24 protein-coding genes are annotated in these 25,232 nt (G+C 55.2%); 11 read left to right on the forward strand and 13 right to left on the reverse strand.

All coding sequences use genetic code 11. From position 1 onward, the window contains the following. Positions 1 to 29 precede the first annotated feature (29 nt). The 4 genes from MWU64_RS08845 to MWU64_RS08860 form a co-directional block, all read right to left on the reverse strand. Positions 30 to 2,054 (reverse strand): methyl-accepting chemotaxis protein, encoded by a 2,025-nt coding sequence (locus MWU64_RS08845; protein ID WP_247063573.1) that lies wholly within the window; start codon positions 2,052 to 2,054, stop codon positions 30 to 32. Between the two features lie 99 nt (positions 2,055 to 2,153). Further along, on the reverse strand, positions 2,154 to 3,041 hold the full coding sequence (ampE, locus tag MWU64_RS08850) for a regulatory signaling modulator protein AmpE (RefSeq protein WP_247063574.1): 888 nt from the start codon (positions 3,039 to 3,041) through the stop codon (positions 2,154 to 2,156). After that, a complete protein-coding gene (ampD, locus tag MWU64_RS08855; RefSeq protein WP_247063685.1) occupies positions 3,042 to 3,644 on the reverse strand; it encodes a 1,6-anhydro-N-acetylmuramyl-L-alanine amidase AmpD in 603 nt (200 codons plus the stop codon). Positions 3,645 to 3,759: 115 nt separating this feature from the next. Beyond that, positions 3,760 to 6,036 carry a DUF1631 domain-containing protein gene (locus tag MWU64_RS08860; protein WP_247063575.1) on the reverse strand — a complete coding sequence of 759 codons (2,277 nt, stop codon included), beginning with the start codon at positions 6,034 to 6,036 and terminating at the stop codon, positions 3,760 to 3,762. A gap of 217 nt (positions 6,037 to 6,253) precedes the next feature. Between MWU64_RS08860 and nadC the strand changes: the two genes are divergently transcribed. Beyond that, entirely contained in the window at positions 6,254 to 7,093 is an 840-nt protein-coding gene (gene nadC, locus MWU64_RS08865) for a carboxylating nicotinate-nucleotide diphosphorylase (RefSeq protein WP_247063576.1), read from the forward strand. Between the two features lie 16 nt (positions 7,094 to 7,109). On the opposite strand, the gene MWU64_RS08870 is transcribed toward nadC, so the two are convergent. The 5 genes from MWU64_RS08870 to MWU64_RS08890 are packed head-to-tail and all read right to left on the reverse strand — an operon-like array spanning position 7,110 to position 10,862. Next, complete coding sequence (locus tag MWU64_RS08870; protein WP_247063577.1) at positions 7,110 to 7,445, reverse strand: YqcC family protein; 336 nt, start codon at positions 7,443 to 7,445, stop codon at positions 7,110 to 7,112. Between the two features lie 14 nt (positions 7,446 to 7,459). Continuing rightward, entirely contained in the window at positions 7,460 to 8,257 is a 798-nt protein-coding gene (locus tag MWU64_RS08875; RefSeq protein WP_247063578.1) for a ParA family protein, read from the reverse strand. Positions 8,258 to 8,307: 50 nt separating this feature from the next. After that, complete coding sequence (gene hda, locus MWU64_RS08880; RefSeq protein WP_247063579.1) at positions 8,308 to 9,024, reverse strand: DnaA regulatory inactivator Hda; 717 nt, start codon at positions 9,022 to 9,024, stop codon at positions 8,308 to 8,310. Next, positions 9,003 to 9,563, reverse strand: a complete 561-nt coding sequence (locus tag MWU64_RS08885) for a CDP-alcohol phosphatidyltransferase family protein (protein WP_247063581.1) — start codon at positions 9,561 to 9,563, stop codon at positions 9,003 to 9,005. Before MWU64_RS08885 ends, hda begins: the two co-directional genes overlap by 22 nt. Before the next feature lie 18 nt (positions 9,564 to 9,581). Then, positions 9,582 to 10,862: a DUF2066 domain-containing protein gene (locus MWU64_RS08890; RefSeq protein WP_247063583.1), complete on the reverse strand. Its 1,281-nt coding sequence runs from the start codon at positions 10,860 to 10,862 to the stop codon at positions 9,582 to 9,584. A gap of 204 nt (positions 10,863 to 11,066) precedes the next feature. Here MWU64_RS08890 and purM point away from each other — a divergent pair, with 204 nt between their 5' ends. The 3 genes from purM to MWU64_RS08905 all read left to right on the forward strand — a co-directional run bounded on the left by purM (position 11,067) and on the right by MWU64_RS08905 (position 13,602). Beyond that, the gene (purM, locus tag MWU64_RS08895; protein ID WP_247063584.1) at positions 11,067 to 12,131 is read left to right on the forward strand and encodes a phosphoribosylformylglycinamidine cyclo-ligase; all 1,065 of its coding nucleotides are present in this window, start codon (positions 11,067 to 11,069) and stop codon (positions 12,129 to 12,131) included. Then, positions 12,128 to 12,790, forward strand: a complete 663-nt coding sequence (gene purN / locus MWU64_RS08900) for a phosphoribosylglycinamide formyltransferase (protein WP_247063586.1) — start codon at positions 12,128 to 12,130, stop codon at positions 12,788 to 12,790. The genes purM and purN overlap by 4 nt, the downstream gene beginning before the upstream one ends. A 71-nt stretch (positions 12,791 to 12,861) precedes the next feature. Further along, a complete protein-coding gene (locus tag MWU64_RS08905) occupies positions 12,862 to 13,602 on the forward strand; it encodes a DUF3108 domain-containing protein (RefSeq protein WP_247063587.1) in 741 nt (246 codons plus the stop codon). On the opposite strand, the gene MWU64_RS08910 is transcribed toward MWU64_RS08905, so the two are convergent. The 4 genes from MWU64_RS08910 to apbC all read right to left on the reverse strand — a co-directional run bounded on the left by MWU64_RS08910 (position 13,593) and on the right by apbC (position 17,506). Then, entirely contained in the window at positions 13,593 to 14,876 is a 1,284-nt protein-coding gene (locus MWU64_RS08910) for a valine--pyruvate transaminase (protein ID WP_247063588.1), read from the reverse strand. The genes MWU64_RS08905 and MWU64_RS08910 overlap by 10 nt on opposite strands. A 63-nt stretch (positions 14,877 to 14,939) precedes the next feature. Continuing rightward, positions 14,940 to 15,539, reverse strand: coding sequence for a YjaG family protein (locus tag MWU64_RS08915; protein WP_247063589.1), 600 nt, complete (start codon positions 15,537 to 15,539; stop codon positions 14,940 to 14,942). Further along, a complete protein-coding gene (gene dcd / locus MWU64_RS08920; protein ID WP_247063590.1) occupies positions 15,536 to 16,102 on the reverse strand; it encodes a dCTP deaminase in 567 nt (188 codons plus the stop codon). Before dcd ends, MWU64_RS08915 begins: the two co-directional genes overlap by 4 nt. A gap of 303 nt (positions 16,103 to 16,405) precedes the next feature. After that, a complete protein-coding gene (gene apbC, locus MWU64_RS08925; RefSeq protein WP_247063591.1) occupies positions 16,406 to 17,506 on the reverse strand; it encodes an iron-sulfur cluster carrier protein ApbC in 1,101 nt (366 codons plus the stop codon). A gap of 178 nt (positions 17,507 to 17,684) precedes the next feature. On the opposite strand from apbC, the gene metG reads away from it, so the two are divergent. The 7 genes from metG to MWU64_RS08960 are packed head-to-tail and all read left to right on the forward strand — an operon-like array spanning position 17,685 to position 25,224. Further along, entirely contained in the window at positions 17,685 to 19,718 is a 2,034-nt protein-coding gene (metG, locus tag MWU64_RS08930; protein WP_247063593.1) for a methionine--tRNA ligase, read from the forward strand. Between the two features lie 25 nt (positions 19,719 to 19,743). Next, on the forward strand, positions 19,744 to 20,325 hold the full coding sequence (gene rsxA / locus MWU64_RS08935; protein WP_199007448.1) for an electron transport complex subunit RsxA: 582 nt from the start codon (positions 19,744 to 19,746) through the stop codon (positions 20,323 to 20,325). Between the two features lie 12 nt (positions 20,326 to 20,337). Then, positions 20,338 to 20,910, forward strand: a complete 573-nt coding sequence (rsxB, locus tag MWU64_RS08940; RefSeq protein WP_247063594.1) for an electron transport complex subunit RsxB — start codon at positions 20,338 to 20,340, stop codon at positions 20,908 to 20,910. Continuing rightward, positions 20,910 to 22,727 (forward strand): electron transport complex subunit RsxC, encoded by a 1,818-nt coding sequence (gene rsxC / locus MWU64_RS08945; RefSeq protein WP_247063596.1) that lies wholly within the window; start codon positions 20,910 to 20,912, stop codon positions 22,725 to 22,727. Before rsxB ends, rsxC begins: the two co-directional genes overlap by 1 nt. A gap of 21 nt (positions 22,728 to 22,748) precedes the next feature. Next, positions 22,749 to 23,807, forward strand: coding sequence for an electron transport complex subunit RsxD (gene rsxD, locus MWU64_RS08950; RefSeq protein ID WP_247063598.1), 1,059 nt, complete (start codon positions 22,749 to 22,751; stop codon positions 23,805 to 23,807). Then, positions 23,804 to 24,505 carry an electron transport complex subunit RsxG gene (gene rsxG / locus MWU64_RS08955; RefSeq protein WP_247063600.1) on the forward strand — a complete coding sequence of 234 codons (702 nt, stop codon included), beginning with the start codon at positions 23,804 to 23,806 and terminating at the stop codon, positions 24,503 to 24,505. The genes rsxD and rsxG overlap by 4 nt, the downstream gene beginning before the upstream one ends. 2 nt (positions 24,506 to 24,507) lie before the next feature. After that, a complete protein-coding gene (locus tag MWU64_RS08960) occupies positions 24,508 to 25,224 on the forward strand; it encodes an electron transport complex subunit E (protein WP_247063602.1) in 717 nt (238 codons plus the stop codon). Positions 25,225 to 25,232 lie beyond the last annotated feature (8 nt).

The raw sequence follows: 25,232 nt of genomic DNA on the forward strand, positions 1-25,232 counted from the left end.
ATTTTTGCAATCCCGATGTAACGTCAGGTTCAGACTTTGAACGTCTCGACCAGCTTTTGGAGTGATGCGGTCAGGTCTGACATCTGGCGAGACGAATCCAACGTCTCCTGAGCGTTTTCAGCCGTGCTCTGGCCAAGTTCACCGATGCTTTCAACGTTGGCATTAACGTTTTTCGCCACGGCAGACTGCTCTTCAGCGGCCTGAGCAATCTGGTGACTCATATCGACAATTTCTGAAATGCCGTTGGCAATGCTATCCAGCGCCTGCGTCACTTCAGTCGACTTTTGCACGGTCAGCTCTGTGGCGCCATGGCTGCTGGTCATGGCCGATACAGCTTCCTTCACACCCCCCTGCAAACGAGAGATCATGTCTTCGATCTCTTCTGTGGACTTGTGTGTACGCTGAGAGAGCGAACGTACCTCATCCGCCACAACAGCGAAACCACGTCCATATTCGCCCGCACGCGCAGCCTCAATCGCCGCGTTGAGAGCCAAAAGATTCGTCTGCTCCGCAATCGCTTTAATCTCTACCAACACCTGACTGATGTTGTCGCTGTCTTTGTTGACCCGGTTGATCACCTCTACCGCACCCGCTATCTCACTGGCCAGCTTATGAATGGTTTCGACGGTTCCGGCAACCACCTGCCGGCCCGTTTCGGTATCGCGCTCCGCGCTGCCGGCACTGTCAGCGACTCGGTGGGCGCTTTCCGTGACTTCGTTGACCGCTTCCACCATTTGCCCCATGGCTTCATTGATCTGGCTGCTTTCATCCATCTGGCGCGCCACCGCTTCGCTGTTGGCGGCAGCGGTATCGTTAACCCGCACCGCTTGCAGACCTACATCGGCCGTCGTGGCACTGACAGAGCGGATCAATTCGGCGATCTTGTCCGTCATGTTGTTGAATTCGGACGTAAGCTCACCCAACTCATCCCGGTTTGAAAGCTCGATATGAGTTGTCATATCACCGGCGGCCACACTTCTGGCCGCAGAACTGAACCGGTTGATAGCAACCCGGACCGACATAAAGAACCCGATATACAGGTACACCACCACCAGCATTACCGCGATCAAAGAAACAACAATGATGGTGCGCTGCCGTGTTTCACTTGCCAGCCGGCGTTCAAGATTGGCACCAACCACCTCGAAGATCGTTTCGGTCAAAGCATCAAAGTGCGTTGTTTGGGCCGTCACCGTCGCATCGTAATCTTGCCACGGCGCTTCCAGTCGCATAGGCGTAATCACCTGCATGTCCAGCGCATCCCGAACCACAAGCAGGCTGCCGCCTACCCGAGACAGAGCGGGCGCATCAGCCAGTTCAGACGAAGCCTCTTTTGCGACGACCAGGCTGGGAGAAAGCAACGAACTCCGGTTGGTTAAACGATCAAAGATTTCGTTGAGGTTCTCGCTCATGGCGTAGCCTACCTGGCCTTCTACCAACGAGAAAATACCGTATGAGCGTGCGCTACCCATGGCGTTACGTGCATCCGGAAAAACGTCCCGTACCAAACCGAGCAACAACTGGTTCTCACGGGAAGCGTCCTGCCCTAAACCCGACACTTCCATCGTTGCCGGCAACACCGCCAGAACTTTCTGTACAAATTCCTGATAGTACTTGTATTGCGCATCCATGCTGCCCTGATAGCTGTTGCTCTTAAGCAGTGAACGCCAATCGTTCTGAAGCGCAAGAATCTGTTCCTGCCAGGATCCGGACAAATCGAAAGAACGGCGTGGTTCGGCCAAATCTGTCAGCAATGCATCAATTGTCTTTGCAGCTCTATCGGCTTTGTCGGCCAGCGCGGGATCTTCCTTGAGGATGGCCGGAGCTTTGTAGTCGCGAAAATCCATCGCCGCAGCCAGCAAGCGGTCAGCCGTCTGCAGCTCCACTAACCCGTCAATGCTCCGGTTCATGGTTTGAACAGATTGGTTCAGGCCAGAGATGACCAGCCAGGACAGCACCAGAATAGGGCCAAGAAAGAGAATGCTAATGAGGCTGAACTTATAAACCATCGGCAGCCGGTTCATTAACGCAATCGCTGGATTAATTATGTAGTTCAAAGCGCCCTCGCCCAGATTCGAAAACCGAACCATGAATGTTATTTTTTTAATTTTCACCTACAGCTGGAGCGTTTCAATCGCTCCAAAGTGGTATTGGACTTAAACCACGCCTGCAATAACCAGCAATGCTATGCCACAGATCCAAACCAACATGCTGCGATTCAACAAATCCCTGATGGCGATCAGACTACGGCCACCGAAACGCGGCCAGTCTTCCGGATGCAACTCCGAGAACCGTTCAGGATCAAGTGCATACCCGGTTAACGACCCGTTGGCGGAAATCATTAGCACTTCTGCTGTTGTTTTTTGCAGGCCGGGCACAGCCTGCCGGATTTTTCGGGACCAACCCGACAAATCCCCCGCTACCCCGAACGTGCAGGCCAGCAATCTTGCCGGCAGCCAACCCATCCAGTCAGCCGCTTTTTGATAGCTTGGCCTTGCCCCAGCCTGAGGCCAATGCTCCGCTAACGCCAAGGTGCCGCGCGCCAACACGGCTGCCCCAATGCCTCCCACGACATACCAGAACACAACCAGAAAAAAGCGACCAAACACATTGAGAATCAGCATCCTGGAGGTCGACAAATGCATCGCTTCGGGAGATAAGGCAGCGCCCCTTTCATCCGCAGGCAGCCGGTCCTTAACGTGGTGCCATGCCCCTTGCATATCCCCTCGCCCCCAGGCTTCGGAATAGGCCTGAAGAGAAGCTTGCCAACCCGGTACACCCATCAGCAGAACAAGCAACACGATCTCCAGCGGGTAGAGTGCAAGCCGAAACCCCAGTTGTTCTGCGAGCACCGTTACCACCAACAGACAAATGGCGGGCAATATCACCAGCAGGTACCCTTTGAGCAAAGATCGCTCGTGGCCGGCTTTGCTTGTCGCGCCCTTTTGAAACCAGAGGCGCCACAAACCATCGCTGCACAACGCACCTTGCCGGTCCAGCTTGCGACGTATCACGTACGCCAACAGGAAAATCACCAGAGCCATTCAGTTGTTCTCCGGGGCTGATACAAGGCTTTTAAAATAGGGCCATTGAAACGCTGGCCCCGGATCGGTTTTCCGCCCCGGGGCGATATCACTGTGACCGGTTATACGGTCAGAGGTTACCGCGGGCCAGGCAGCCATCGTCAGGCGCGTAAGCCGGGCCAGCGCCAGATACTGTTGCTCGGTATAGGGAGTGTCATCGGTGCCTTCCAGCTCGATCCCGATGGCAAAGTCATTACACTCTTCTTCATTGCCAAAGCAGGATCTGCCAGCATGCCAGGCACGATCAAGGCAGCTGACAAATTGCACAACCGATCCATCTCGCTTTACCAAAGCGTGAGCTGACACTTGCATATCCGCAATTTCGGAAAAGTATGGGTGGGCATGCCGATCAAGGCGGTTACAAAAAAAATCTTCAATGTAGGGGCCACCAAACTGCCCGGGCGGCAGGCTGATGTTGTGCACTACCAGTAACGTAATGGCCGCACCATCGGGCCGGACACCGAAGTTTGGCGAAGGACACCAACGGCTATCAGGGAAACGCCCCGTAGCCCGGAGGGCGCTGACCTGCCCGGAAAATTCAGCGGAAGAAATAGGCGGCTCGATAAGATCAGATCGTGTGTTAGGCAAGGCTCATCCGTAGGGCAATGAGTGATTCAAGTCGTTTGATTGAATCACAAAGCGCCCCCAGATGCCACGAATTACCACGTGGGTACCAACCTCAATCTTTTCGGTTTTGCCGAAGGTTATCGATAATGGATTCAAGCGCGCGATCGAAGATCAGACCATCATCCAACAAGGTAATCGACTTTTCCTGCATCGCAAGCGCAAGGTCGTCACGAAGGTATTCCGCTACTTTGGCGCCGTTGCGATTGACAAAGATGTATTTTCCGGTCGCTTTAATGAAGGCCGCCAACTTACAACGAACCCGCGCGTCCTCTTTATTCAATTCCAGCCACGAACCCACGCTCAACTGATCGGCTGCATCCAGCCATTGTTGAGCGACCGCTACCGCCTCAGCCTGGCCTATAATCTCAACCGAGCCTTCCGTGCCATCCTCGCTCTCACCCGGGTCAGTTTGCGCTATTTCCGCAAAAGGTTCTTCAACGGCGGGGAGCGAAGGCTCAAGTTCGACAATGACGTCGAATTCAACATCCGAACGCTCGGCGATGTCGTCCTCGGGCTCTGCAGGCTCAACCGGTGCGGTCACCAAATTCTGCAACACATCAACGTGTACCAGTTCCAAGTCCCGGATCACAGAATCGGTAGCAAAGGGATCCCAGGAAATCTCCTGCAACGCTGTTCTTAGCCCCTCGACCACAACCGGGATAGTCCGTAGCAAATCCGATCGCGTGTCGGGAGACACCGGTCGAGGATCAACACTCCATATCAACCGGCCCGCCAGCTCACTGGCGGCCACCCATAACGGGCTGTCCTCGCCGTGACGCAAAACCACCCACTGGAGGTAACGTGCAAGCGGGTCATGGATAATCTGCAAAACCGGCTCTGGAGGTTCATGATCTTCGGCATAATGCCGTATCAAGTCAGCCGCAGCCTGCTGAGCCCGTTCGTGCTTCGCGCGCCCCTCTTCTGCATCTCTGAGCCGCTGTTCAACGAGCTCTCTTCGACGGCGATCCAGATCCATGAAATGACCAAAGTCTTTCACCAGCTCTTCGAACAGCCCAACATTTTCGTTGTACTCAGACAACACGCGCTCAACCACTTCTTCAATCTTGTCGCGCAGCGGGTCCCGCACACCCGGGCGTTTCTCGTTCCACCCGATGGCCGCCAACGCCAAGTCATTGAGCAGTTTGCGAACCGGGTGACCGCCACGGTTGAAGAAATTTCGGTCACTCAACGCCACTTTCAGTACGGGTATCTGAAGCCGGCCAATCAGCGCTTTCATGACCGGATGCAGCTGCCGGTCTTCAAGAATAAATTCGAACAACATCGAAACCAGGTTGATGACATCATCATCCACCTGACCAACCGACGCACTCTGCCCCTCCCCGGAACGCAGCACCGGTTTTAACTGATCCCGCAAAGGCACCGGCTTTTCATTCTGCGCGTTCTGGGCAGACGATTGCAGCTGGTTCAGCTGCAAGATCAACTGTTCTGTGTCTATTACGTTTGTGCCGTTTTTTTCCGCCGGTGCGGCCTGATGATCAGCTTGATGCAGCAATGCGCTCAACTCACTTAACGTCGGTGTTACTTCCGCCTGATTGTGCTGGAACTCCTGCCTCTGCCCGGTAGCCTGCCCAGTATGCTCTGACGCTGGCGCCGAACGCGGGGCCTTAGCTCCGGCTCGTGGCGGTGTTTTCATTTCTGCCAACACCCCTTGCGCTATCAAGGTCTGGTTGCAGGCTTGATAGAAGGCTCCGAGTTTTTCGGTCAGCAGACGTTCGAATAATTTCAGTACCACCAGTTTGGCGCGAATATCGATTTCCAAATCGGCGCAGGCTTCGGCTATCCCACCGCACAACACCTCGGGGCTTAGCGGGATCTGGGCATCCGTCAGGGACAGGTCTGGAACGGTGTGACGAACCCTGGCCGCCAACAGGCTAAGCGCTTCAGCGTATCGATTGCGTAATCGATTGGTCAGGTTATCCAGCGCGACCTGTTGTTCAAGATCCGAGTGATCCAACAGACTCAGTGAGTCTCGATCAATTTCTTCGAGTGATTCATTCTTTTGAGCGGGATTAAAACGCCCCAATTCGTTAAAGGCCTGACTGATGTATTGCAGAATAGAAACCGTCATGGCTTTGCGCCGCAAACGCAATTCGCGCATGGCATCGAAGTAGGAGGTCTGGTCCTGGTTGGAACCGGCTTTGTCAGCCAACGCAAACAAACTGTCGTCAGCCTTTTCGAAGAATCCGGCAAGCACGGATTTCAATGAGTGCCCCGAGGTATCGCGAAGTCGCACGAGCGCCACCGGCAGCGAAAACTTGCCCACCGATGTCTGGCCACCCAAGTGAACGACCTTATTGTGCTGCGCCATGGCGTTGCTCCGTCCCAAACCTGTTAAACAATGTAAAACACGGTGTCACTACATCATATAGGCATTGCCTGTCACCTTCTGTCAGAATTTGTCACCTTTTGTTTACGGCGGAACTTCATCACATTCTGTAGGCTATGCGCAGGACATTTTGAATACGCTCTCGCGCGCAGTAGAATTGCCGCCCATCAACCCACATTCACTTTTCCGGAACTTCACCATGATCACCCCAGAACTGCTTCGACAGGCCCGCATTGAATCCGTTGCCCAAAGCCTCCGAGAAGACATCGGCGACGGCGACATCACCGCCATGTTGATCCCTGCTGACAAGTACGCCGAAGGCCGGGTTATTACGCGAGAACCGGCCCGGCTGGCAGGCAAAGACTGGGTAAACGAAGTATTCCGTCAGGTCGACCCAAACGTTGAGTTGGAGTGGTTGCACGAAGATGGCGATCAGTTGCAGGCAAACGACGTGATATTCCGGATGTCGGGAAAGGCCCGCTCGCTTCTGACCGCTGAACGATCTGCCCTTAACTGGCTGCAGATGCTCTCGGGCGTAGCAACCCAGTGCGCCCAATACGCGGCCAAGGTATCTCACACCAAGGTTCAGTTACTTGATACCCGTAAAACGCTGCCCGGTTTGCGGCTTGCCCAGAAGTACGCGGTAACCTGCGGCGACTGCAACAACCATCGCATCGGCCTGTGGGACGCATTTCTGATCAAGGAAAACCACATTGCCGCCTGCGGCTCCATCGCGGCCGCCGTTAGCGAAGCGCACCGCATTGCACCGGGCAAACCCGTCGAAGTAGAAACCGAATCGCTGGATGAATTAAAGCAGGCCCTGGAGGCTGGCGCTGACATCATCATGCTGGATGAATTTTCGATGGCCGATATGAAGCAAGCGGTAGACCACGTTGGCGGCCGCGCAAAACTTGAAGCGTCAGGGGGGATCAACGAACACACGCTGGTTCCCATTGCAGAAACCGGTGTTGATTACATTTCAATCGGGGCGCTCACCAAAGACGTGAAAGCCATCGACCTGTCTATGCGTCTGGATTAATCCAGACGCTTCTCAGTCACTTTCCCGACAGCAGACTGTCCATGCGCGCCAACGCCAGAATAAGCTTGGCGCCACTTTCACTGCGCCCGCGGAAGTACTCCTCGGCCATCGGGGCGATGCCTGAAACCGACGGCAACGGCTGCCCGGCTTCCAGCAGCAGCTTCATCCTCTCGACGAACACAAACTGCAGCCACTGGGTGAAGTTCATGGTATCCAGACAAAACGGCTGAGTGCTTTCGAATGCTTCTGGCGGCAGCGGCTGTTTTTGCCACGCCCCCATACTTCTGAGCTCAATTTCTATCTGAAGCAAACTATCAGCAACGTGACTTTCGTGTGTCTGGTTTTCAGCCATGATTAATCGCCCTATCAATCCGCCAGCGCTTCCAACTCCACCGCTTCACCGTGCAGCACTCCGTACAAGTCTTCGAACTGCTGAGTGAGCGCGTGCTTGGGCGCCATATGTATCAGTGGTTTACGTGCCTGATGAGATTCTTTCATTTTCACCGAGCTGGACAGGCGCACTGGCAGCACCGGCAAACCTTCTTCAATCAGCTCCCGCACCAATTGCTTTGGCAGGCTGGCCCTCGGCTGGAACTGGTTTGCCACAATACCTTCAACCACCAGCTCTTCGTTGTGATCTTCCTGCAGCTCACGAATCTCATGCAAAATGTTGTACAGCGCCTGCCGCGAGAAATCGTCGCAATCGAACGGGATCAGGCAACGTTGGGCGGCAATCAGTGCAGACCGGGTGTAAAAGTTGAGAGCCGGCGCGGTATCGATAAATATTTCATCAAAACTATCGCCCAACTTTTTCAGAAACTCTCTCAACTTGTAGATCTTGTGCTTGGCTTCCAGCTTACGCTCCAGGAAATCCAATTCCGGGCTGGATGGCAACACATAAAGGTTGTCGAAAGGCGTGGCATGCACAAATTCATCCGGGCGCCGGGTGAACATACTGAATGCAACCGTCTGCTCCAGCAGATCGGCCACCGTGTCCTTCAGTTCGGTGGAGGCTTTGCCCAACAGGTAATGGGTGGAGTTTCCCTGAGGATCAAGATCAACAACCAGAGTCCGCTTTCCCCGGGCAGCACTGATGGCTGCAAGATTGCAGGTAATGCTGGATTTTCCCACACCACCTTTTTGGTTGAATACAACCCGTCTCATGTCGTCTCTCCAATCGTCATTGTAGTTTTGAATTCTTTGTTATTGTGCCGCTACCAACCCATTACCGTTTTTACAAAAGGAATGGTCAGACGCCGCTGGGCTTGCAACGAGTTCTCATCAAGCCTATCGAGAATGCCTAACAGATCTCCGAGCTTCCGCGGCGCTCGCCGCATGATAAAGTTGGCCACATCGTCGCTGACAACCAGACCACGCTGCTCAGCTCGGGCCATCAAAATGTGCATCCGGTCTTCGTCCCGGTAAAGCCCCAGCTGGAGCAACAACCCATGGGACAACCGCGATACCAAATCCGGCAAACCAAACGGCAACGACCCGGGCACTTCCGACAGGCTGACAAGCAGCAGGCCGCCTCGGTCCATTACCCGGTTGTAGAGATGAAAAATCGCTTCTTCCCAATCGGCTTTACCGGCAATTTTGTCCAGATCATCAAGACAAAGTAACGGGTGCACGTCGAGCCCGTCCAGCGCATCGGGGCCAAACGGCAGCAATTCACCAATACTGATGCACACACCCGCCCGGCCAAACTGATCGGTTTTGTTGCAGGCAGCCTGCAGTAAATGGCTTTTGCCGGTATCGGAATCTCCGCAGACAACAACCACTGGCAGCCCCTGTGGTGCGTCACAGATGGCTTCCAGGCGGCGAGCCGCTTCGCGATTCCTGTCGCCATGAAAATTATCGAAACGAGCGTCATCCCTGAGTTTGACCCCGAGGATCATCTGAGACGGTATCACGACCGCTTTGCCCTCCATGCCCGCATACCCCAAACCAATACGTAATGGCCACCGCTAAACACTGCGGAAACAGCAACAACCCAGATACTGGCGGTAAGAATCCAGGGCTCCATAGACAAACCCGCCATAAGAATAATGATCAACAAAGCAGCCAAGATCTGGATAAAGGTATTCATTTTGCCCGGCATACTCGGCTCCATTTCAAAACGCCCTACGCCGTAATGGAACGCCAGCCCTCCACACACAATAATCAAATCTCGCCCCAGCACCAAGGCGAACAACCAAACGGGCAACACGTTTGTAATCGTCAACATCAGATACGTTGTGATCAACAGCGCCTTGTCTGCCAGAGGATCGGCGATCGCGCCCAACCGGCTCTTCCAGTTAAATGTTCGGGCAAGAAAGCCATCGATCGCATCGGTCAGCGCTGCCACCACAAAAATCACCAACGCAAGGCGATACCCTCCGTCAAGCAAAGCTCCGGCGAACGGAATGATCAGCACGATCCGCAAAAACGTCAGTGCATTGGGTATCCAACGCCACTGCTGCGATCTCACGTATTAGTCTCCGTCTGTTTATGAATTGCTATCGCCACGCCCCGGAGCTCTTTGCCAACGGTAATAAAGCACTTCATAGAGGGACTCAAAGGCATCGGCCGCGTCTTGCTCGTCACCTTCGGGCAACGCCTGATAAGCGGGACCGGTGGCATCGGGGGCCTCCGCAACGCCCTCATTCGCCCGCTGATCAACAGCACCCGTTGCCTCCGGGCTTTCAGCCACCTCGGCTGGCGCAGCATCCTCAGAGCTTTGGGCAACAAATCGCGGATCCAGCGCTATGTATTCCTGCAACTGATTCAGCTCTCCCGAGAACGCCACCTCTAAGGTCAAACGTTCGTCACGGATTCGCGATGCGCCCACCGAGCGAACCGGCGTCATGCTCTGCAGCGCCTTCACCACTCGACCATAATCCGCAAGAGAAGTTACACCATCCAACACAACGTCAACGGCCGGAGAATCTGCCACATTACCGGCGGCAACCGCATAACGGCTGGCGTAGAACTCTGCCCACTGATCCACAACTTTGGTAGCCAGTTCTGCTGGCGTACCTGCACTTGCTGAACGTTCACTGGCATCCATACCCATGCCGTCAAACACCCAGCCAGCGCGCCACTGCCCACCGGACCGACTGATGCGCATCAGCGTGATGACGTCATAAGCCTGGCCCTCAGACGCGGCTTCCAACCGATCAACAAACTGGCCCCACAGGTCTGATAACAAAGAACGGTCGCCGGAAAACTGCGAGTCCGGGAACACCATTGGCAACCCGCGCTCCGATGCCGCCGCCATGAAATATTGACGCCACTCAGCGCCACTATCCGTTTCCGACGACGCATCGGCATTCCCGGTAATCAACTGGCGCTGTCCTCGATCTTCCACTGCAATCCACGCCAATGTGAGCGGACGATTAGCGCCCCACACCGGAGCATCAAGCGCCGCAAGGCCGCGATTCACTCCAACCGCGCCGAAACTCATCTGCATGCGACTCTGGCCCTGGCTTTGGCCAACCTGGTAAGCCAATACCAACGACTCGGCTTTGGACAAAAGCTGATCAATGCCCTCCAGCTCTAACACGTCCCGGCTGCCCGAAACGCGCACCAACACCTCACGCAACCCCGCTTCGTACCCGGCCTTGACACTCGAACTGCTGGAGTCAGAGATCGGCACATCTGCGTTATAGAGTCCGGTAATGGTCACTGCTGTGGCTGGCGACCCGACTAACAAGGCACACACCATCGCGATTGTTACCAGCACTGCCCGCTTCATTTTCGCTGAATACCCGTTGACTGAATTCGTCATGTAGATGTAGCACCCTGCCGTTCCCATGATTGGCGCACAGGATACACCATCGCCTGTCGGCTGAGTAGCAAGCCGGCCACCGCTCTAGGTGATAACCGTGGATTCACCAACGAATCGTGCCCGTATCGCGGAATACCAGCTGGCCCCCCCCGTGCGCACCTGTTAAAATCCGCGGCCAGACCCACAGTCCAATGGTTATTTTCCATGAGCGAACAGAAGCCCTCCCTCACCTACCGCGATGCGGGTGTTGATATTGATGCCGGCAACGAGTTGGTTAACCGTATTAAAAACACTGCGGCCAAAACCCGCCGCCCCGAAGTCCTCGGTGGCCTTGGTGGTTTTGGTGCCATGGTGTCTATCCCCGCCGGCTATAAAGAGCCCGTGCTGGTATCAGGCACCGATGGCGTAGGCACCAAGCTTCGCCTCGCCATGCAACTCGAAAAACACGACACCATCGGGATCGATCTGGTCGCCATGTGCGTAAACGATCTGATCGTTGGTGGCGCCGAGCCTCTGTTCTTCCTGGATTACTACGCCACTGGCAAACTGAACGTAGACATCGCAGCCAATGTTGTTGAAGGCATCGGCAAAGGCTGTGAACTTTCCGGCTGTGCCTTGGTAGGCGGCGAAACCGCTGAAATGCCGGGCATGTACGAAGGCGATGATTACGACCTGGCCGGTTTCTGCGTTGGCGTTGTTGAACGTGAAAACATTCTTGACGGCAGCCGCGTTCAGTCCGGCGACGTACTACTGGCTTTGGGCTCTTCCGGCCCACACTCAAACGGCTACTCACTGATCCGCAAGATCATCGAGGTAAGCGGCGCCGATCTAAGCCAACCGATGGGCGATGCCACGTTGGCCGATGCGCTCATGGCCCCCACCCGTATTTACGTGAAAAACCTGCTCAAACTGATTCGTGAAGTGGACGTGCGCGCCATGTCTCACATCACCGGAGGCGGGCTTCCGGAAAACATTCCCCGTGTTCTGCCCGACAACACCGTTGCCGCCATCGACACCGAAAGCTGGGAACTGCCGCCTGTCTTCCAATGGCTGAAAGACGCCGGTGGCGTGGCCACGGAAGAAATGTACCGCACCTTCAACTGCGGGATTGGCATGATTGTCTGCGTGCCCGAAGACCAAAAAGATCTGGCCATCGATACTCTGAACGCGCTGGGCGAAACCGTTTGGCAGGTCGGCGTGATCGAAAACGCAGACGCCAGCGATGCCGCCTCTGAAGTTCGTTATGCGCCAGGGCTACTGAAAGCATGAAGGCAGACGCAGCGCCGCTACCCAAAATCGTTGTTCTCGCATCCGGCAGCGGAACCAACCTGCAAGCACTGATCGAAGCCACCCGTGAACGGGACTTTCCGGGCGAGATCATTGCTGTAGGGTGCAACCGCCCCGGCGCATTCGCGCTGGAACGCGCCGCCCAAGCCAACATCCCCACCTTCGTGATTGACCATACGAAGTCGGATTCACGGGAGGCGTTTGACGCCTCCCTGATGGCCGAGTTGCACCGCCACAACCCAGACGTGATTGTTCTGGCGGGCTTCATGCGCATTCTGACGTCTGATTTCGTCCGTGCGTTCAGGGGCCGAATGTTAAACATCCATCCTTCGCTTCTTCCGGCTTACACCGGCCTGAACACGCATAAGCGGGTACTGGAAGCCGGCGACAAAGTGCACGGCGTTTCCATCCACTTTGTGACAGAAGAACTGGACGGCGGCCCCGTCATCGCACAATCCGAAATTCGGGTAAACGAAGACGATACCCCGGAGTCACTGGCGGAGCGCGTACAGCAACAGGAACACCTGCTCTACCCGATCGTTCTGCGCTGGTTCTGCGAAGGGCGCATTCAGCTTGCCGCCAATGGCGTTCATTTCGATGGATCACTGCTGCCGAACCCGATGCGTCTCGCGGATAGCTGAACAGATTGTCATCCTCCCGGAGCCAGGAACGGCTAGACTGTCACTTGCACAGACCGTGAAGAGGCCTTCGAATGCAAAGCTACAAAGCGCCAATCAGAATTCTTTCGCTGCTCGCGGGGCTCTTGTTTTTCAGCCTCGCAGCCAGCGCCTCAACTGATACATCCAACACCTCAGAACTAACCCCCTACGAGGCCAGCTACACGGCGTCTATGTCCAAAGGCGTAAGCCTGAACGGCCAAGGCATCCGCACGCTCACCTCTCAGGGCAACAACGTTTGGCTGTACCGCACCGATGTCGATTCGTTCATCGCTGACATCAATGAGTCTCTGATTTTCAAATGGGAAAACGGCCACGTGATCCCCTTACGCTATCGCTACCGGCTGTCCGGCTTTCTGATCAAAGACAGGAAGCAGTCCATCGATTTCGACTGGCAAAACGGCATAGCCACCGGAAAATATCGCGGCAAACCGTTTGAGGTACAGCTAGAGGAAGGCACGCTGGATCCTTTGGGCTACCAGCTGCAACTGCATCAGGACCTGAAAGCGGGAAAGCGGGACATCACCTATCGCGTATTGGATAAAGGAGACTACGACACCGATCGCTTTGCTGTGATTGCCGAAGAAAGCCTGAGCGACCGTGGCCACACCATGAAAACCCTGAAAGCCGAGAAGGTGCGTGAAGAGGACTCCAAACGCCAAACCTTGATGTGGTTTGATCCGGAGCAAAACTATCTACTGGCCCGCCTGCTTCAGGTCGAGCCAGATGGCAGTGAATACGAGCTACGGCTGAAAGATGCGCGGATTCAGGACTGACCCGCGACGCCGTGCTCTGCCCACACTGCCTTCACCTCATCAGCGATAATGCGCAACCCCGCTGCAACCTGCTCATCGTCCTGAGAATAGGTGACCCGCAGGCACTCATGGCGATGTTTCCAGTCATCATCCGGCAATCCCGGGAAGAAGTAGTGGCCAGATACCACCAGCACACCCCGCTCTTTCAGGCGCTGATATAACTCCAGACTCGAAATTGGCAAATCCGGAAACCACAACCACAGGAACATTGCCCCTTCAGGCTTGTGGATGTACCAACGGCAACTGTCTTCACCCATTGCCACCCGGAACGCCTCCACGGCTCTTTCCATTTTCGCCTTGTAGAACGGGCAAATCACTTCACGACTTAGCGACAATATTTCACCAGACTTAACCAGCGGCTCTGCCAGCATGGCACCAAAACTGCCGGTTGCCAGGTTCATGATGGCATTGATACCAGACAAGGCTTTGATGACCGGCGCAGAGGCGATCACGATGCCGGTGCGGGCGGCCGGCAACCCTAGCTTCGACAAACTCAGGCAGAGGATTATCTGCTCGTTCCAGGTCGGCTTTGCATCCACAAACAACAAGCTCGGGAAGGGTGTGCCGTAGGCGCCATCGACAATCAGCGGGATGTCGTGCTCACGGGCCATACCCTCCAAACGGGCAAGCTCTTCATCGGTAATAACGTTGCCGGTGGGGTTGGTAGGGCGAGACACGCAGATAGCGCCGGTTTCACCGGTCACTTCAACTGCATCGAAGTCCACTCGGTACTTGAACTCATGAGCATCGGTAAACGAGATATCCGGCTGTACGGCATGGAACAGGTCCTGATCAATACCCGCATCGGCATAACCGATGTATTCCGGCGCCAGCGGCAGCAAAATGTGTTTGCGCTGGCCACTGCCGTACTCGCCGCCGAACATATTGAACAGCATGAAGAAGGCTGCCTGACTACCATTGGTCAGCGCGATGTTCTCGGGCGTCAGCCCCCAGCCATACTCTTCGTTCAGTAATTCTGCCAAAGAGGCAATGAACTGCTTTTCACCCTGAGGGGGATCGTAGATACCCACCAGCCGCCGTACCTGATTTTCATCCGTCGCCATCTTTGCCAGAATTGCCTGCACTCGCTCTTGAACTTCAGGAATATGGCCGGGGTTGCCACCTCCCATCATGATCATATCTTCACCGGATGCCATGGCATTCCCCAGGTCATCCATCAGTGAAGTGATGCCGGCATCGGCGGTGAACTTACGACCAAAAGCAGAGAGTTTCATGTCTCTTTTCCGTTCTAAAGCGATTGAGGAAGTGTAGGCGAATTCTGCTGCGGGCTGCGGCAATCAGGTATCGAGGGAGATACCCAGATTGCTGATGCCTTCGTTCGAGGCATCGTTTCGCAGCTCTTCAATGAAGTCTTCACTGGGTACGCGCTGGCGCTTGAGTGCGAGCACCGTGTCGCGCTGGAAGATTTTGTCTTCTTTGAGCAAGGGATGCTGTTCGAACAACCGGATCAGTTGGTCATCATCCATGCCCTCACCTTCCGACATTTCAACAAAATCCATGACGGTTTTAGTGGCCAACTGGGACGCATCTGTTGCCCGGTGCTTGTTCGGGTTCAGACGATTCAGCAAGGCTTGCTCCAGCAGCTGACAGAAGTCGAACGCCGGGTACACACCGTAGGCATCGAACTCGTCGACGTTGGGGCTGAGGGTTTCGAGCTTGCTGAGCAACTGTGGAATCGCGGCTTCCGAGGTGTCCAACTGCAAGGTCCCCCAGGCAAGATCGAGCAACTGGCGCATTTTGCCACCGCTTTTCATGCCGACTGCGTCTGCGAACAGGGCGTAGTTGGGGAAGGCGCGCTCGGCTAGGGCCAGCAGGTAGGCGCATTCGCGCCAGCCCTGCAGTTGTGAAACGGCTTTCAAAAACTGGTTGGCATTCATGTCCGCGGCAGGGTCACGCCTGTCTGGCCAAGGTATTTTCCGCCACGGTCTTTGTAGCTGGTTTCACAGATTTCGTCAGATTCGAAGAACAGCATCTGTGCCACGCCTTCGTTGGCGTAGATTTTCGCCGGTAGGTTGGTGGTGTTGGAGAACTCCAAGGTCACCTGACCTTCCCACTCTGGTTCCAGCGGGGTGACGTTGACGATGATACCGCAACGGGCGTAAGTGCTTTTGCCAAGGCAGATGGTGAGTACGCTTCTCGGAATGCGGAAGTACTCTACGGTGCGCGCCAGGGCGAAGCTGTTCGGGGGTATAACGCAGACGTCGCCTGTGTAGTTGACGAAGCTGTTTTCGTCGAAGTTTTTCGGGTCTACGGTGGCGCTGTGTACGTTGGTGAAGATTTTAAATTCGTTGCTGCAACGTACGTCGTATCCGTAGCTTGAGGTGCCGTAGGAGATGACGCGGCCTTTGTCGCTTTCACGAACTTGCCCGGCTTCGAAGGGTTCGATCATGCCGTGCTGTTCGGACATCCGGCGGATCCACTTATCGGACTTTATGCTCATGGGGAATTCTCGTTTCCAGCTGGGAAAAATTGGGGCGTAGTTTACCTTGTCCTTGGGGTTGTGTCGAAGGCTTGGGAGTTTATCAGCCCGCTTTTGGATTCAGAAGTTTCTGTACTGGAACCAGTGTTCACGAAACTGCAACTGCGGGTGGCTGCGCCATCAGGGACTACCGGCCAAAAACCGCTACGAGCACATCCATGTGCGCTTCTCTCAGGCCATCCTTGGCCTTCGAAATTTTTGGCCGGTAGTCCCTGATGGCGCGATCAATCTTTGGCTTTATTACCCCCAAGCTATCTAACTTGGTTAAGGCTCAACTACGGAGACACTGGAAATGGTTCCGCCTAGATTCCGCTCTATTGTGGACAGTTCCGCACCCACTCTGCGGGCAATATCGCGATAGCGGCGAGCCACTTCAGAATCCGGTTCGGCAACGACGGTTGGCGAACCGCTGTCGGTTTGTTCGCGGATGGTCATGTGCAGGGGCAGCTGACCCAGCAGGGTGGTGTCGTATTCTTCCGCGATGCGTGCGCCGCCTTCGCAGCCGAACAGGTGTTCTTCGTGGCCACAGTTGCTGCAGATGTGGACGCTCATGTTTTCGATCACGCCGATCACCGGGATGTCCACTTTGCGGAACATTTCGATGCCTTTTTTACCGTCCAGCAAGGCGATGTCTTGCGGGGTGGTGACGATGACGGTGCCGGTGACCGGGACTTTTTGGGCAAGGGTGAGCTGGATGTCGCCGGTGCCCGGTGGCATGTCTACTACCAGATAATCCAGTTCATCCCATAGGGTTTGCTGGAGTAGCTGCATGACGGCGCCACTGACCATGGGGCCACGCCAGGCCATGGGGGTTTTGTCGGTGGTGACGAAGGCCATGGAGTTGGCTTGCAGGCCGTGAGCTTGCATGGGCATGAAGTATTTATTTTCGCGCACGTCCGGGCGTTTGCCTTCGGGTACGCCCAGCATCATGCCGATGCTGGGACCGTAGATGTCGGCATCGAGGATTCCTACCCGGGCACCTTCGGCGTGCAGCGCCAATGCCAGGTTGACGGCGGTGGTGGATTTGCCGACGCCGCCTTTGCCGGAGGCCACGGCGATGATGTTTTTTACGCCGGGGACCGAGGCGATTTCTTTATTGATTTTGCAGGCGTGGATTTTTTGGGCCACGTGCACTTCGGCGATTTCAACCCCGTCAACGAATTCGATGGCGTTGGCGACGATTTGTTTGAGGCCGCCAGCAATACCTTTCGAAGGGTATGGCAGTTCGACCATCAAGGTGACATTCCCCTGCTCGTCTGCCGTCAGATTTTTCACCGCGCTGAGTTCATACAGGTCTTTGTTCAGGTACGGGTCGCGGTATTCGCGTACGGCGTCTTCGAGTGTCTTTTGGGGAATCTGAGTCATCGGGGTCTCCGGAATATGCATATCACCCTGAATGCAGGTGAAAATTGATGGCTTGGAAGGTATCATCTGTGGCCGTTTCTGACCATATGGGGTCTTCGTCTGGAACAATCAATTCTGATTGTCTTCAAAACCCTGTTTGGCTTTCCACCCCGTATCAACATAAGGTTCGGACATCACCATGACGCAAGCGAGCAATCAACAGCGCGATATTCTGGTTACCAGCGCTCTGCCCTACGCCAACGGGCCCATCCATCTTGGGCACCTGCTGGAATACATTCAGACTGATATCTGGGTGCGCTACCAGAAAATGCGTGGCCACAACTGCTATTACGTTTGCGCCGACGATGCCCACGGTACCGCGATCATGCTGCGGGCCGAGCGCGAAGGCATTACGCCTGAGCAGTTAATTGACCGGATTCGCCAGGAGCATCAGGAAGATTTTTCTGATTTCCTCATCCAGTTCGACAACTATTACTCGACCCATTCGGAAGAAAATCAATATTTCTCCGAATATATTTACCGTCAGATTCAAGCCAACGGCAACATCGCGACTCGCAAGATCAAGCAGTTCTTTGATCCCGAGAAAGAGATGTTTCTTGCAGACCGTTTCATTAAGGGTACCTGCCCGAAATGCAAAACAGACGATCAATACGGGGATAACTGTGAAGCCTGTGGTGCCACTTATACGCCCGCTGAGCTGATCAATCCTCGATCGGCCGTTTCTGGGGCCACGCCGGTTGAGAAAGAATCTGAGCATTATTTCTTCAGATTGCCGGAGTTCCACGATTTTCTGAGCAAGTGGACTCGCAGTGGCGCACTGCAGCCGCAAGTGGCCAACAAACTGGCCGAATGGCTGGATGCAGGGCTTCAGGAATGGGACATCAGCCGTGATGCGCCCTACTTCGGCTTTGAAATTCCGGACGCACCGGGCAAATTTTTCTATGTCTGGCTGGACGCGCCAATCGGCTACCTCGCCAGCTTCAAGAACCTGTGTAACCGTGAAGGTATCGATTTCGAACACTTCTGGAAGAAAGATTCCACGGCCGAGGTGTATCACTTCATTGGTAAAGACATCATCAACTTCCATGCTCTATTCTGGCCATCGATGTTGCACGATGCCGGCTTCCGCACGCCAACTGCGGTTTGGGCGCACGGCTTTGTCACCGTTAATGGTAAGAAGATGTCGAAATCTCGTGGCACCTTCATCATGGCTCGCACCTATCTGGATCATCTGAACCCGGAATATTTGCGTTATTACTTCGCCGCCAAGCTTACCGGCGGTGTTGATGATATGGACTTGAACCTTGAAGACTTCGCAGCGCGTGTGAATTCTGACCTCGTTGGCAAGGTGGTGAATATCGCCAGCCGTAGCGCCGGTTTCATAACCAAACGCTTCGATGGTCAGCTCGGCCAAGTTACCGAGAAAGAAAAACTGCAAGAATTCATCGACGCTGGCGAGCAAATTGCCGAGTTCTACGAAACCCGCGAATTTGGCCGTGCTATGCGTCGGATCATGGAGTTGGCCGACATTGCCAACCAGTACGTGAACGACGAACAGCCCTGGATCATTGCCAAGCAGGAAGGTCAGGACGACAAGCTACAGGCGATCTGCACTAATGCGATCAACATGTTCCGCCTGCTGATGACCTATCTGACACCGGTACTGCCAAAAACGGCACAGGCTTCTGCATCGTTCCTGAACGATCGCCTGACCTGGAATGAGCGTGCGAACCTGTTGGAAAATCACGGCATCGACAAGTTCAAACCTCTGATGAGCCGCGTTGATATGGCTCATGTTGAGAAGATGCTGGAAGCGTCCAAGGAAGAGATGCCGGCCGCTACCGGTCAGCAGCAGGCACCCGCGTCTGATCTGGAGCCCATCGCGGATGAAATCGAATTCGGCGATTTCGCGAAGGTGGATCTGCGAGTGGTGAAAATCGTCAAGGCCGAGCATGTAGAAGGTGCCGACAAGCTTCTTCGACTGACTCTTGATGTAGGACATGGCGAGCGAAACGTGTTTGCGGGTATTAAGTCTGCCTACAAACCGGAAGAACTCGAAGGCCGCCTGACGGTGATGGTTGCCAACTTGAAGCCCCGAAAGATGAAGTTCGGCATGTCTGAAGGCATGGTTCTGGCCGCAGGGCCTGGCGGCAAAGACATTTTCATTCTCTCCCCTGATTCCGGCGCGACGCCGGGCATGCGGGTGATGTAAGCAGCAACAGGCAGAGACGCTCCCGATGACAGAGTATTTGCTTATTTTGGTCAGTACGATTCTGGTGAACAACTTCGTGCTGGTTCAGTTCCTCGGGCTATGCCCTTTCATGGGGGTTTCCGGAAAGCTGGAAACCGCCATGGGGATGTCGCTGGCAACTACCTTTGTGCTGACGTTGGCGTCTGTGTGCAGTTATTTAGCTTACACCTACTTGCTGGAGCCTCTGGATCTGGCGTTTTTGCGCACCATCACTTTCATTCTGGTGATTGCGGTAGTGGTGCAGTTCACCGAAATGGTAGTGCGCAAAACCAGCCCGCTGCTGTACCGGGTTCTCGGCATTTTCTTGCCGTTGATCACCACCAACTGTGCAGTACTTGGTGTGGCCCTGCTTAACATCAATAAGAACAACAACTTTATCGAGTCTGTTCTATATGGTTTTGGTGCAGCGGCAGGCTTTTCCATGGTGTTGGTCTTGTTTGCAGCGATGCGTGAACGTATCGCTGTTTCGGATGTCCCCGTCGCGTTTCGCGGAGCATCCATCGGCCTGATCACCGCTGGCCTCATGGCGCTGGCCTTTCTGGGCTTTACTGGCTTGGTTGCGGTGTAAGGAGCACGCATTATGTGGATTAGCTTCCTGATTGCCGTTGCCGTGCTACTGGTACTGGCATTGGTGTTTGGTGGCCTGCTTGGCTTTGCATCTGAGCGTTTTAAAGTTGAAGGCAACCCGTTGGTCGATCAAATCGATTCACTGCTGCCCCAAACGCAATGCGGCCAATGCGGCTACCCGGGCTGCCGCCCCTATGCCGATGCCATTGCCGACGGCGATGCCATCAACAAGTGCCCCCCGGGCGGAGAAAGCACTATCAAGGCTCTGGCCGACTTGCTGGATGTAGAGCCTCAGCCTCTGGATGCCGAACACGGAGCCGAGCAAGCCGTTCGGGTCGCCGTTATCCGGGAAGACGAATGCATCGGTTGCACCAAATGCATTCAGGCATGCCCGGTAGATGCCATTCTCGGTGCAGCCAAACATATGCACACGGTGATCGAAAGCGAATGTACCGGTTGCGACCTGTGCGTAGATCCCTGCCCGGTTGATTGCATTGACATGATCACCGTTGAACCGGACATCCGCACCTGGACGCCGCCAGCACCCAGTATCATCGCCACTGACCGCCAGGGAGCCACTGTCTGATGAGCCAGTTGTGGGATTTTTCAGGCGGCATTCATCCGCCCGAAAACAAGATTCAATCGACCCGACGCCCGATTCGGACCGCGGGCATTCCTGAACGCCTGATCATTCCTTTGCAGCAGCACATTGGCGTGCAGGCCGAGGCGATAGTCAACGTGGGCGACCGGGTTCTTAAGGGCCAGAAAATTGCCGATGTGACTGCAGGTATGGGCGTACCCGTTCATGCACCGACATCCGGCACTATCCAAGCCATTGAGCTCCAACCTGTTCCTCACCCGTCGGGCATGTCGGATCTGTGCGTGATTCTGCAGCCGGATGGCAAAGAGGAATGGGTGGATCTGCATCCCGTCGAAAACTACCAGAAACACGATCGCGAAGAAGTGCTGCAACTGATTCGGGACGCAGGTATATCTGGCATGGGTGGCGCGGGCTTCCCGACCACTATTAAATTAAGACCGCCCCGTGACCGCAAAGTCGAGACACTGATTCTCAATGGTGCAGAGTGCGAGCCCTACATCACGGCAGATGACATGACCATGCGCGAATACGCCGCTGAGGTGGTGTCGGGCATGCAAGTCATGGCCTGGATTTTACGCCCGTCCCGCTGTGTCATTGGCATCGAAGACAACAAGCCCGAAGCGATTGCTGCCCTGCGCGAAGCGATACAAGGCACTCAAATTGAAGTCACGGTTGTTCCGACCAAGTATCCTTCGGGCGGTGAGAAACAGCTGGTCCATATCCTGACCGGTCTGGAGGTGCCCAGCGGAGGTATTCCTGCGGACATTGGCGTAATGTGCCAAAACGTGGGCACGGCCGTCGCGGTTTCCCGCGCAATCCATGAAGGCAAGCCGCTGATCTCCCGAATCGTAACCATCACCGGTGACGCGGTTCAGGAAGCCGGCAATTTCGAGGCAATGCTTGGCACGCCGGTTAGCGCGCTGCTATCCGAAGCCGGGCTACAACCGAATCGGCTAAACCGGATGGTGCAAGGCGGCCCGATGATGGGTTACACACTCAGCACCGACGCGGTTCCAATCGTGAAAACCTCCAACTGCGTGATCGCCGCAACAGCCCAGGAGCTGCAGACGCCCCCGCCTGAGCAGCCCTGCATTCGTTGCGGCCAATGCGCGGAGGTATGCCCGATGGAGCTGCTGCCCCAACAACTTTTCTGGTACTCAAAAGCAGAAGAGTTCGAGAAAGCGGAGCACCTGAACCTGTTCGATTGCATCGAATGCGGGGCCTGCTCATACGTTTGCCCGAGTTCGATCCCCTTGGTGCAATACTACCGTTTTGCCAAAGGCGAAATTCGTACCCAACGCGAAGAACAGCTCAAGTCCGACAGAGCAAGGGAGCGGTTCGAAGCGCGTCAGGCCCGCCTTGAGCGGGAACAGCAAGAAAAAGAACAGCGCCGCAAAGAACGGGCAAAGGCGGCTGCTGAAGCGCAGGCGAAAAAGAAGGCCGAAGCTGAACAGGCCGCCGCTGAGGGCGAGGCCGTTGACGACCGCGCAGCCAAAGCAGCCCTGGTGCAACAGGCATTGGAGCGCAAAAAGGCCAAAACAGCACAAACAAAAGCGGAAGCCCCCGCCGCTCAGGAAAAACCCGACATCGAAGCTTTGGAGAAACAGGTCACCCAAGCCGAAGCCAAACTGAATACGATGCAAGGGATGCTGGACGAAGCAAAAGCCCAGCAAGCCGATAACGTAGAGAAGCTGGAGCGCGCAGTTGCCAAAAACCATGACCGCGTCAAGCGGGCAAAAGACGCACTCGCTGAAGCTCGAAAAAAAATCCCGGCTGAACCCGAAACTCCGTCGTCCGAGTAACTTATTTCAGGCTGATCGTTCATGGCATTAATTCAACAGTCTTCACCCCACGCCCATAAGGCTCGCCCAACGTCCCGCGTGATGCTTTGGGTCATTTTGGCAGCGCTTCCGGGCTTGCTCGCCCAAACGTTGTTCTTTGGCTGGGGTAACCTGATTAACGTTATTTGGTGTGTGGCACTGGCCATGACCACCGAAGCAGCCATTCTAAAGCTACGCAACAAGCCCGTTAGTTTTTTCCTGCGTGACAATACCGCGGCGGTAACCGGCTTGTTACTGGGTTTGTCCCTGCCTCAGTTCGCGCCTTGGTGGATGTCGGGCATTGCCGTCATTACCGCTATCGTCGTGGCAAAGCAGTTGTACGGCGGGCTTGGTTCAAACCCGTTCAACCCAGCCATGGTGGGTTATGCGTTGGTGCTGGTGTCGTTTCCCGTGGCCATGACAACAAACTGGGCTGAACCAGCCACCTTGTGGGCTGGCGCGCCGGGCTTTCGCGACACCCTTTCTACAATTTTTTCCGCCAGCCAAACCGCTATTGATGGCTGGACCATGGCGACACCTCTGGATGAGTACAAACACAAAATTGCCACACACACCGGTGCGGAAGTACTGCAGCACCCTACCTTTGGCGATCAGGTCGCCCGGGGCTGGGAATGGGTTAACCTCGCCTTTCTACTCGGCGGATTGGTCCTTATTGGCTTGAAAATCATTACCTGGCACATTCCGGTCGCCTTCCTTGCCGGCATTGGCGTTATGAGTCTTGCGTTTGGCAGCAACGCCGATCAATACGCCCCCTTGCAGCTCCATCTTTTAGCCGGCGGTACTATGCTAGGGGCTTTTTTCATTGCCACGGACCCGGTTTCTGCCGCCACCAGCCATCAAGGTAAGCTAATCTACGGTGCCAGCATCGGGATTCTGATCTATCTGATTCGAACCTGGGGCAACTACCCGGATGCGGTCGCCTTCAGCGTACTTTTAATGAACTTTGCCGTGCCGTTTATCGACCATTACACACCACCGCGCACCTATGGCCACCACAAGGCGCGCAGGGGGCTACCCAGTAAGAACGGAGCCAAGTCATGAGCGCGATGATGACCTCCATTCGCCGAGGCGCTATTGGATTAGGCCTGTTTGCCGTCATTACGGGCGGCACCATCGCGCTGACTCAAGGCATTACCAAAGACCGGATTATCGAGCAGGCGGAACGCGCGGAAGCCAAAGCGCTGTTCGAAATCATCCCCGAAGACCAGCACGATAATGATTTGCTGAAAGATGTCGTAGCGCTGCCATCCAGTGCCCAGCTACCCAATCAAGACCCAGTATTTGTATGGGTCGCACGGCGCGACGGTCAGCCGGTCGGGATCATCATGCCCACGACAGCCCCGGATGGTTATTCAGGAGCAATCAGGCTGCTGGTAGGCATCGATATGAACGGCGAAGTATTAGGCGTTCGAGTCACCAATCATCGGGAAACACCGGGGCTTGGAGACCGAATAGAAACCCGGAAATCGGACTGGGTTTATAACTTCGAAGGTCGCTCCCTCAAGAATCCGCGCCCGAAACTCTGGAACGTCAAAAAGAATGGCGGCGTCTTCGACCAGTTCACCGGTGCCACCATCACCCCGAGAGCGATCGTCAAAGCCGTTCAGAAATCGCTGATTTACTTCCAGAAGCACCGGCAAGAGATTCGGGAACGTTTGAACGAAGCACCACCTGGCATCCCCAAAACGCAGCGCCCCGAAGTGATTGCGGGGGAATTCAACTCTGCGGAGCATTCGTGAATATGGCCACCAAAACTTCCTCCGAGATCATTAAAGACGGCCTCTGGACCAACAACCCAGCCTTGGTTCAGGTACTCGGCCTCTGCCCTCTGCTGGCCGTCACCAGCACTGTCGTCAATGCCATCGGCTTGGGTCTTGCAACCTTGCTAGTGCTGATCGGCTCTAACCTGTCGGTGTCTCTGATTCGTAATTTTGTTGGCGAGTCTGTGCGCCTGCCGGCCTTCGTAATGATCATCGCTTCGTTCGTAACCTGCGCCGAATTGCTGATGCAGGCGTTCACGTACGAGCTCTATCAGATTCTCGGAATATTCATTCCATTAATCGTCACCAACTGCGCCATCCTTGGACGGGCAGATGCCTTTGCTTCCAAGAACGCCCCTCTGCCCTCGCTGCTAGATGGCGCGATGATGGGGCTAGGCTTCTTGCTGGTATTGATTGTTCTTGGTGGAATGCGGGAATTAGTCGGCCAAGGCACGCTGTTTGCAGACATGCACCTTCTGCTTGGCCCCGCCGCGGCAAACTGGACCATACGCCCCTTCGAGCAATACCCTGACATGCTGTTTATGGTACTGCCGCCGGGGGCCTTCGTTGGCCTAGGGCTTCTGATTGCGCTCAAAAACGTGATTGATCAGCGCTTACAAGAAAAGCGACTCGCCGCTGCACCTGAGCAAGCCGAAGCTGGCAGCAAGCGGGTTCGCGTAACCGGAAGTATTTCTTAATGCTTGTG

It is taken from the genome of Marinobacter sp. S0848L (genome assembly GCF_023016065.1).
Lineage (GTDB): Bacteria > Pseudomonadota > Gammaproteobacteria > Pseudomonadales > Oleiphilaceae > Marinobacter.

Coding starts and splice junctions, on each gene's coding strand:
- MWU64_RS08890 (WP_247063583.1), bottom strand. CDS start 10,862: ATGACGAATTCAGTCAACGGGTATTCAGCGAAAATGAAGCGGGCAGTG.
- purN (WP_247063586.1), top strand. CDS start 12,128: ATGAAGGCAGACGCAGCGCCGCTACCCAAAATCGTTGTTCTCGCATCC.
- nadC (WP_247063576.1), top strand. CDS start 6,254: ATGATCACCCCAGAACTGCTTCGACAGGCCCGCATTGAATCCGTTGCC.
- hda (WP_247063579.1), bottom strand. CDS start 9,024: ATGGAGGGCAAAGCGGTCGTGATACCGTCTCAGATGATCCTCGGGGTC.
- metG (WP_247063593.1), top strand. CDS start 17,685: ATGACGCAAGCGAGCAATCAACAGCGCGATATTCTGGTTACCAGCGCT.
- MWU64_RS08860 (WP_247063575.1), bottom strand. CDS start 6,036: ATGGCGCAGCACAATAAGGTCGTTCACTTGGGTGGCCAGACATCGGTG.
- rsxG (WP_247063600.1), top strand. CDS start 23,804: ATGAGCGCGATGATGACCTCCATTCGCCGAGGCGCTATTGGATTAGGC.
- purM (WP_247063584.1), top strand. CDS start 11,067: ATGAGCGAACAGAAGCCCTCCCTCACCTACCGCGATGCGGGTGTTGAT.
- rsxA (WP_199007448.1), top strand. CDS start 19,744: ATGACAGAGTATTTGCTTATTTTGGTCAGTACGATTCTGGTGAACAAC.
- MWU64_RS08960 (WP_247063602.1), top strand. CDS start 24,508: ATGGCCACCAAAACTTCCTCCGAGATCATTAAAGACGGCCTCTGGACC.
- MWU64_RS08915 (WP_247063589.1), bottom strand. CDS start 15,539: ATGAATGCCAACCAGTTTTTGAAAGCCGTTTCACAACTGCAGGGCTGG.
- MWU64_RS08905 (WP_247063587.1), top strand. CDS start 12,862: ATGCAAAGCTACAAAGCGCCAATCAGAATTCTTTCGCTGCTCGCGGGG.
- apbC (WP_247063591.1), bottom strand. CDS start 17,506: ATGACTCAGATTCCCCAAAAGACACTCGAAGACGCCGTACGCGAATAC.
- MWU64_RS08910 (WP_247063588.1), bottom strand. CDS start 14,876: ATGAAACTCTCTGCTTTTGGTCGTAAGTTCACCGCCGATGCCGGCATC.
- MWU64_RS08875 (WP_247063578.1), bottom strand. CDS start 8,257: ATGAGACGGGTTGTATTCAACCAAAAAGGTGGTGTGGGAAAATCCAGC.
- rsxC (WP_247063596.1), top strand. CDS start 20,910: ATGAGCCAGTTGTGGGATTTTTCAGGCGGCATTCATCCGCCCGAAAAC.
- dcd (WP_247063590.1), bottom strand. CDS start 16,102: ATGAGCATAAAGTCCGATAAGTGGATCCGCCGGATGTCCGAACAGCAC.
- rsxD (WP_247063598.1), top strand. CDS start 22,749: ATGGCATTAATTCAACAGTCTTCACCCCACGCCCATAAGGCTCGCCCA.
- MWU64_RS08870 (WP_247063577.1), bottom strand. CDS start 7,445: ATGGCTGAAAACCAGACACACGAAAGTCACGTTGCTGATAGTTTGCTT.
- ampE (WP_247063574.1), bottom strand. CDS start 3,041: ATGGCTCTGGTGATTTTCCTGTTGGCGTACGTGATACGTCGCAAGCTG.
- rsxB (WP_247063594.1), top strand. CDS start 20,338: ATGTGGATTAGCTTCCTGATTGCCGTTGCCGTGCTACTGGTACTGGCA.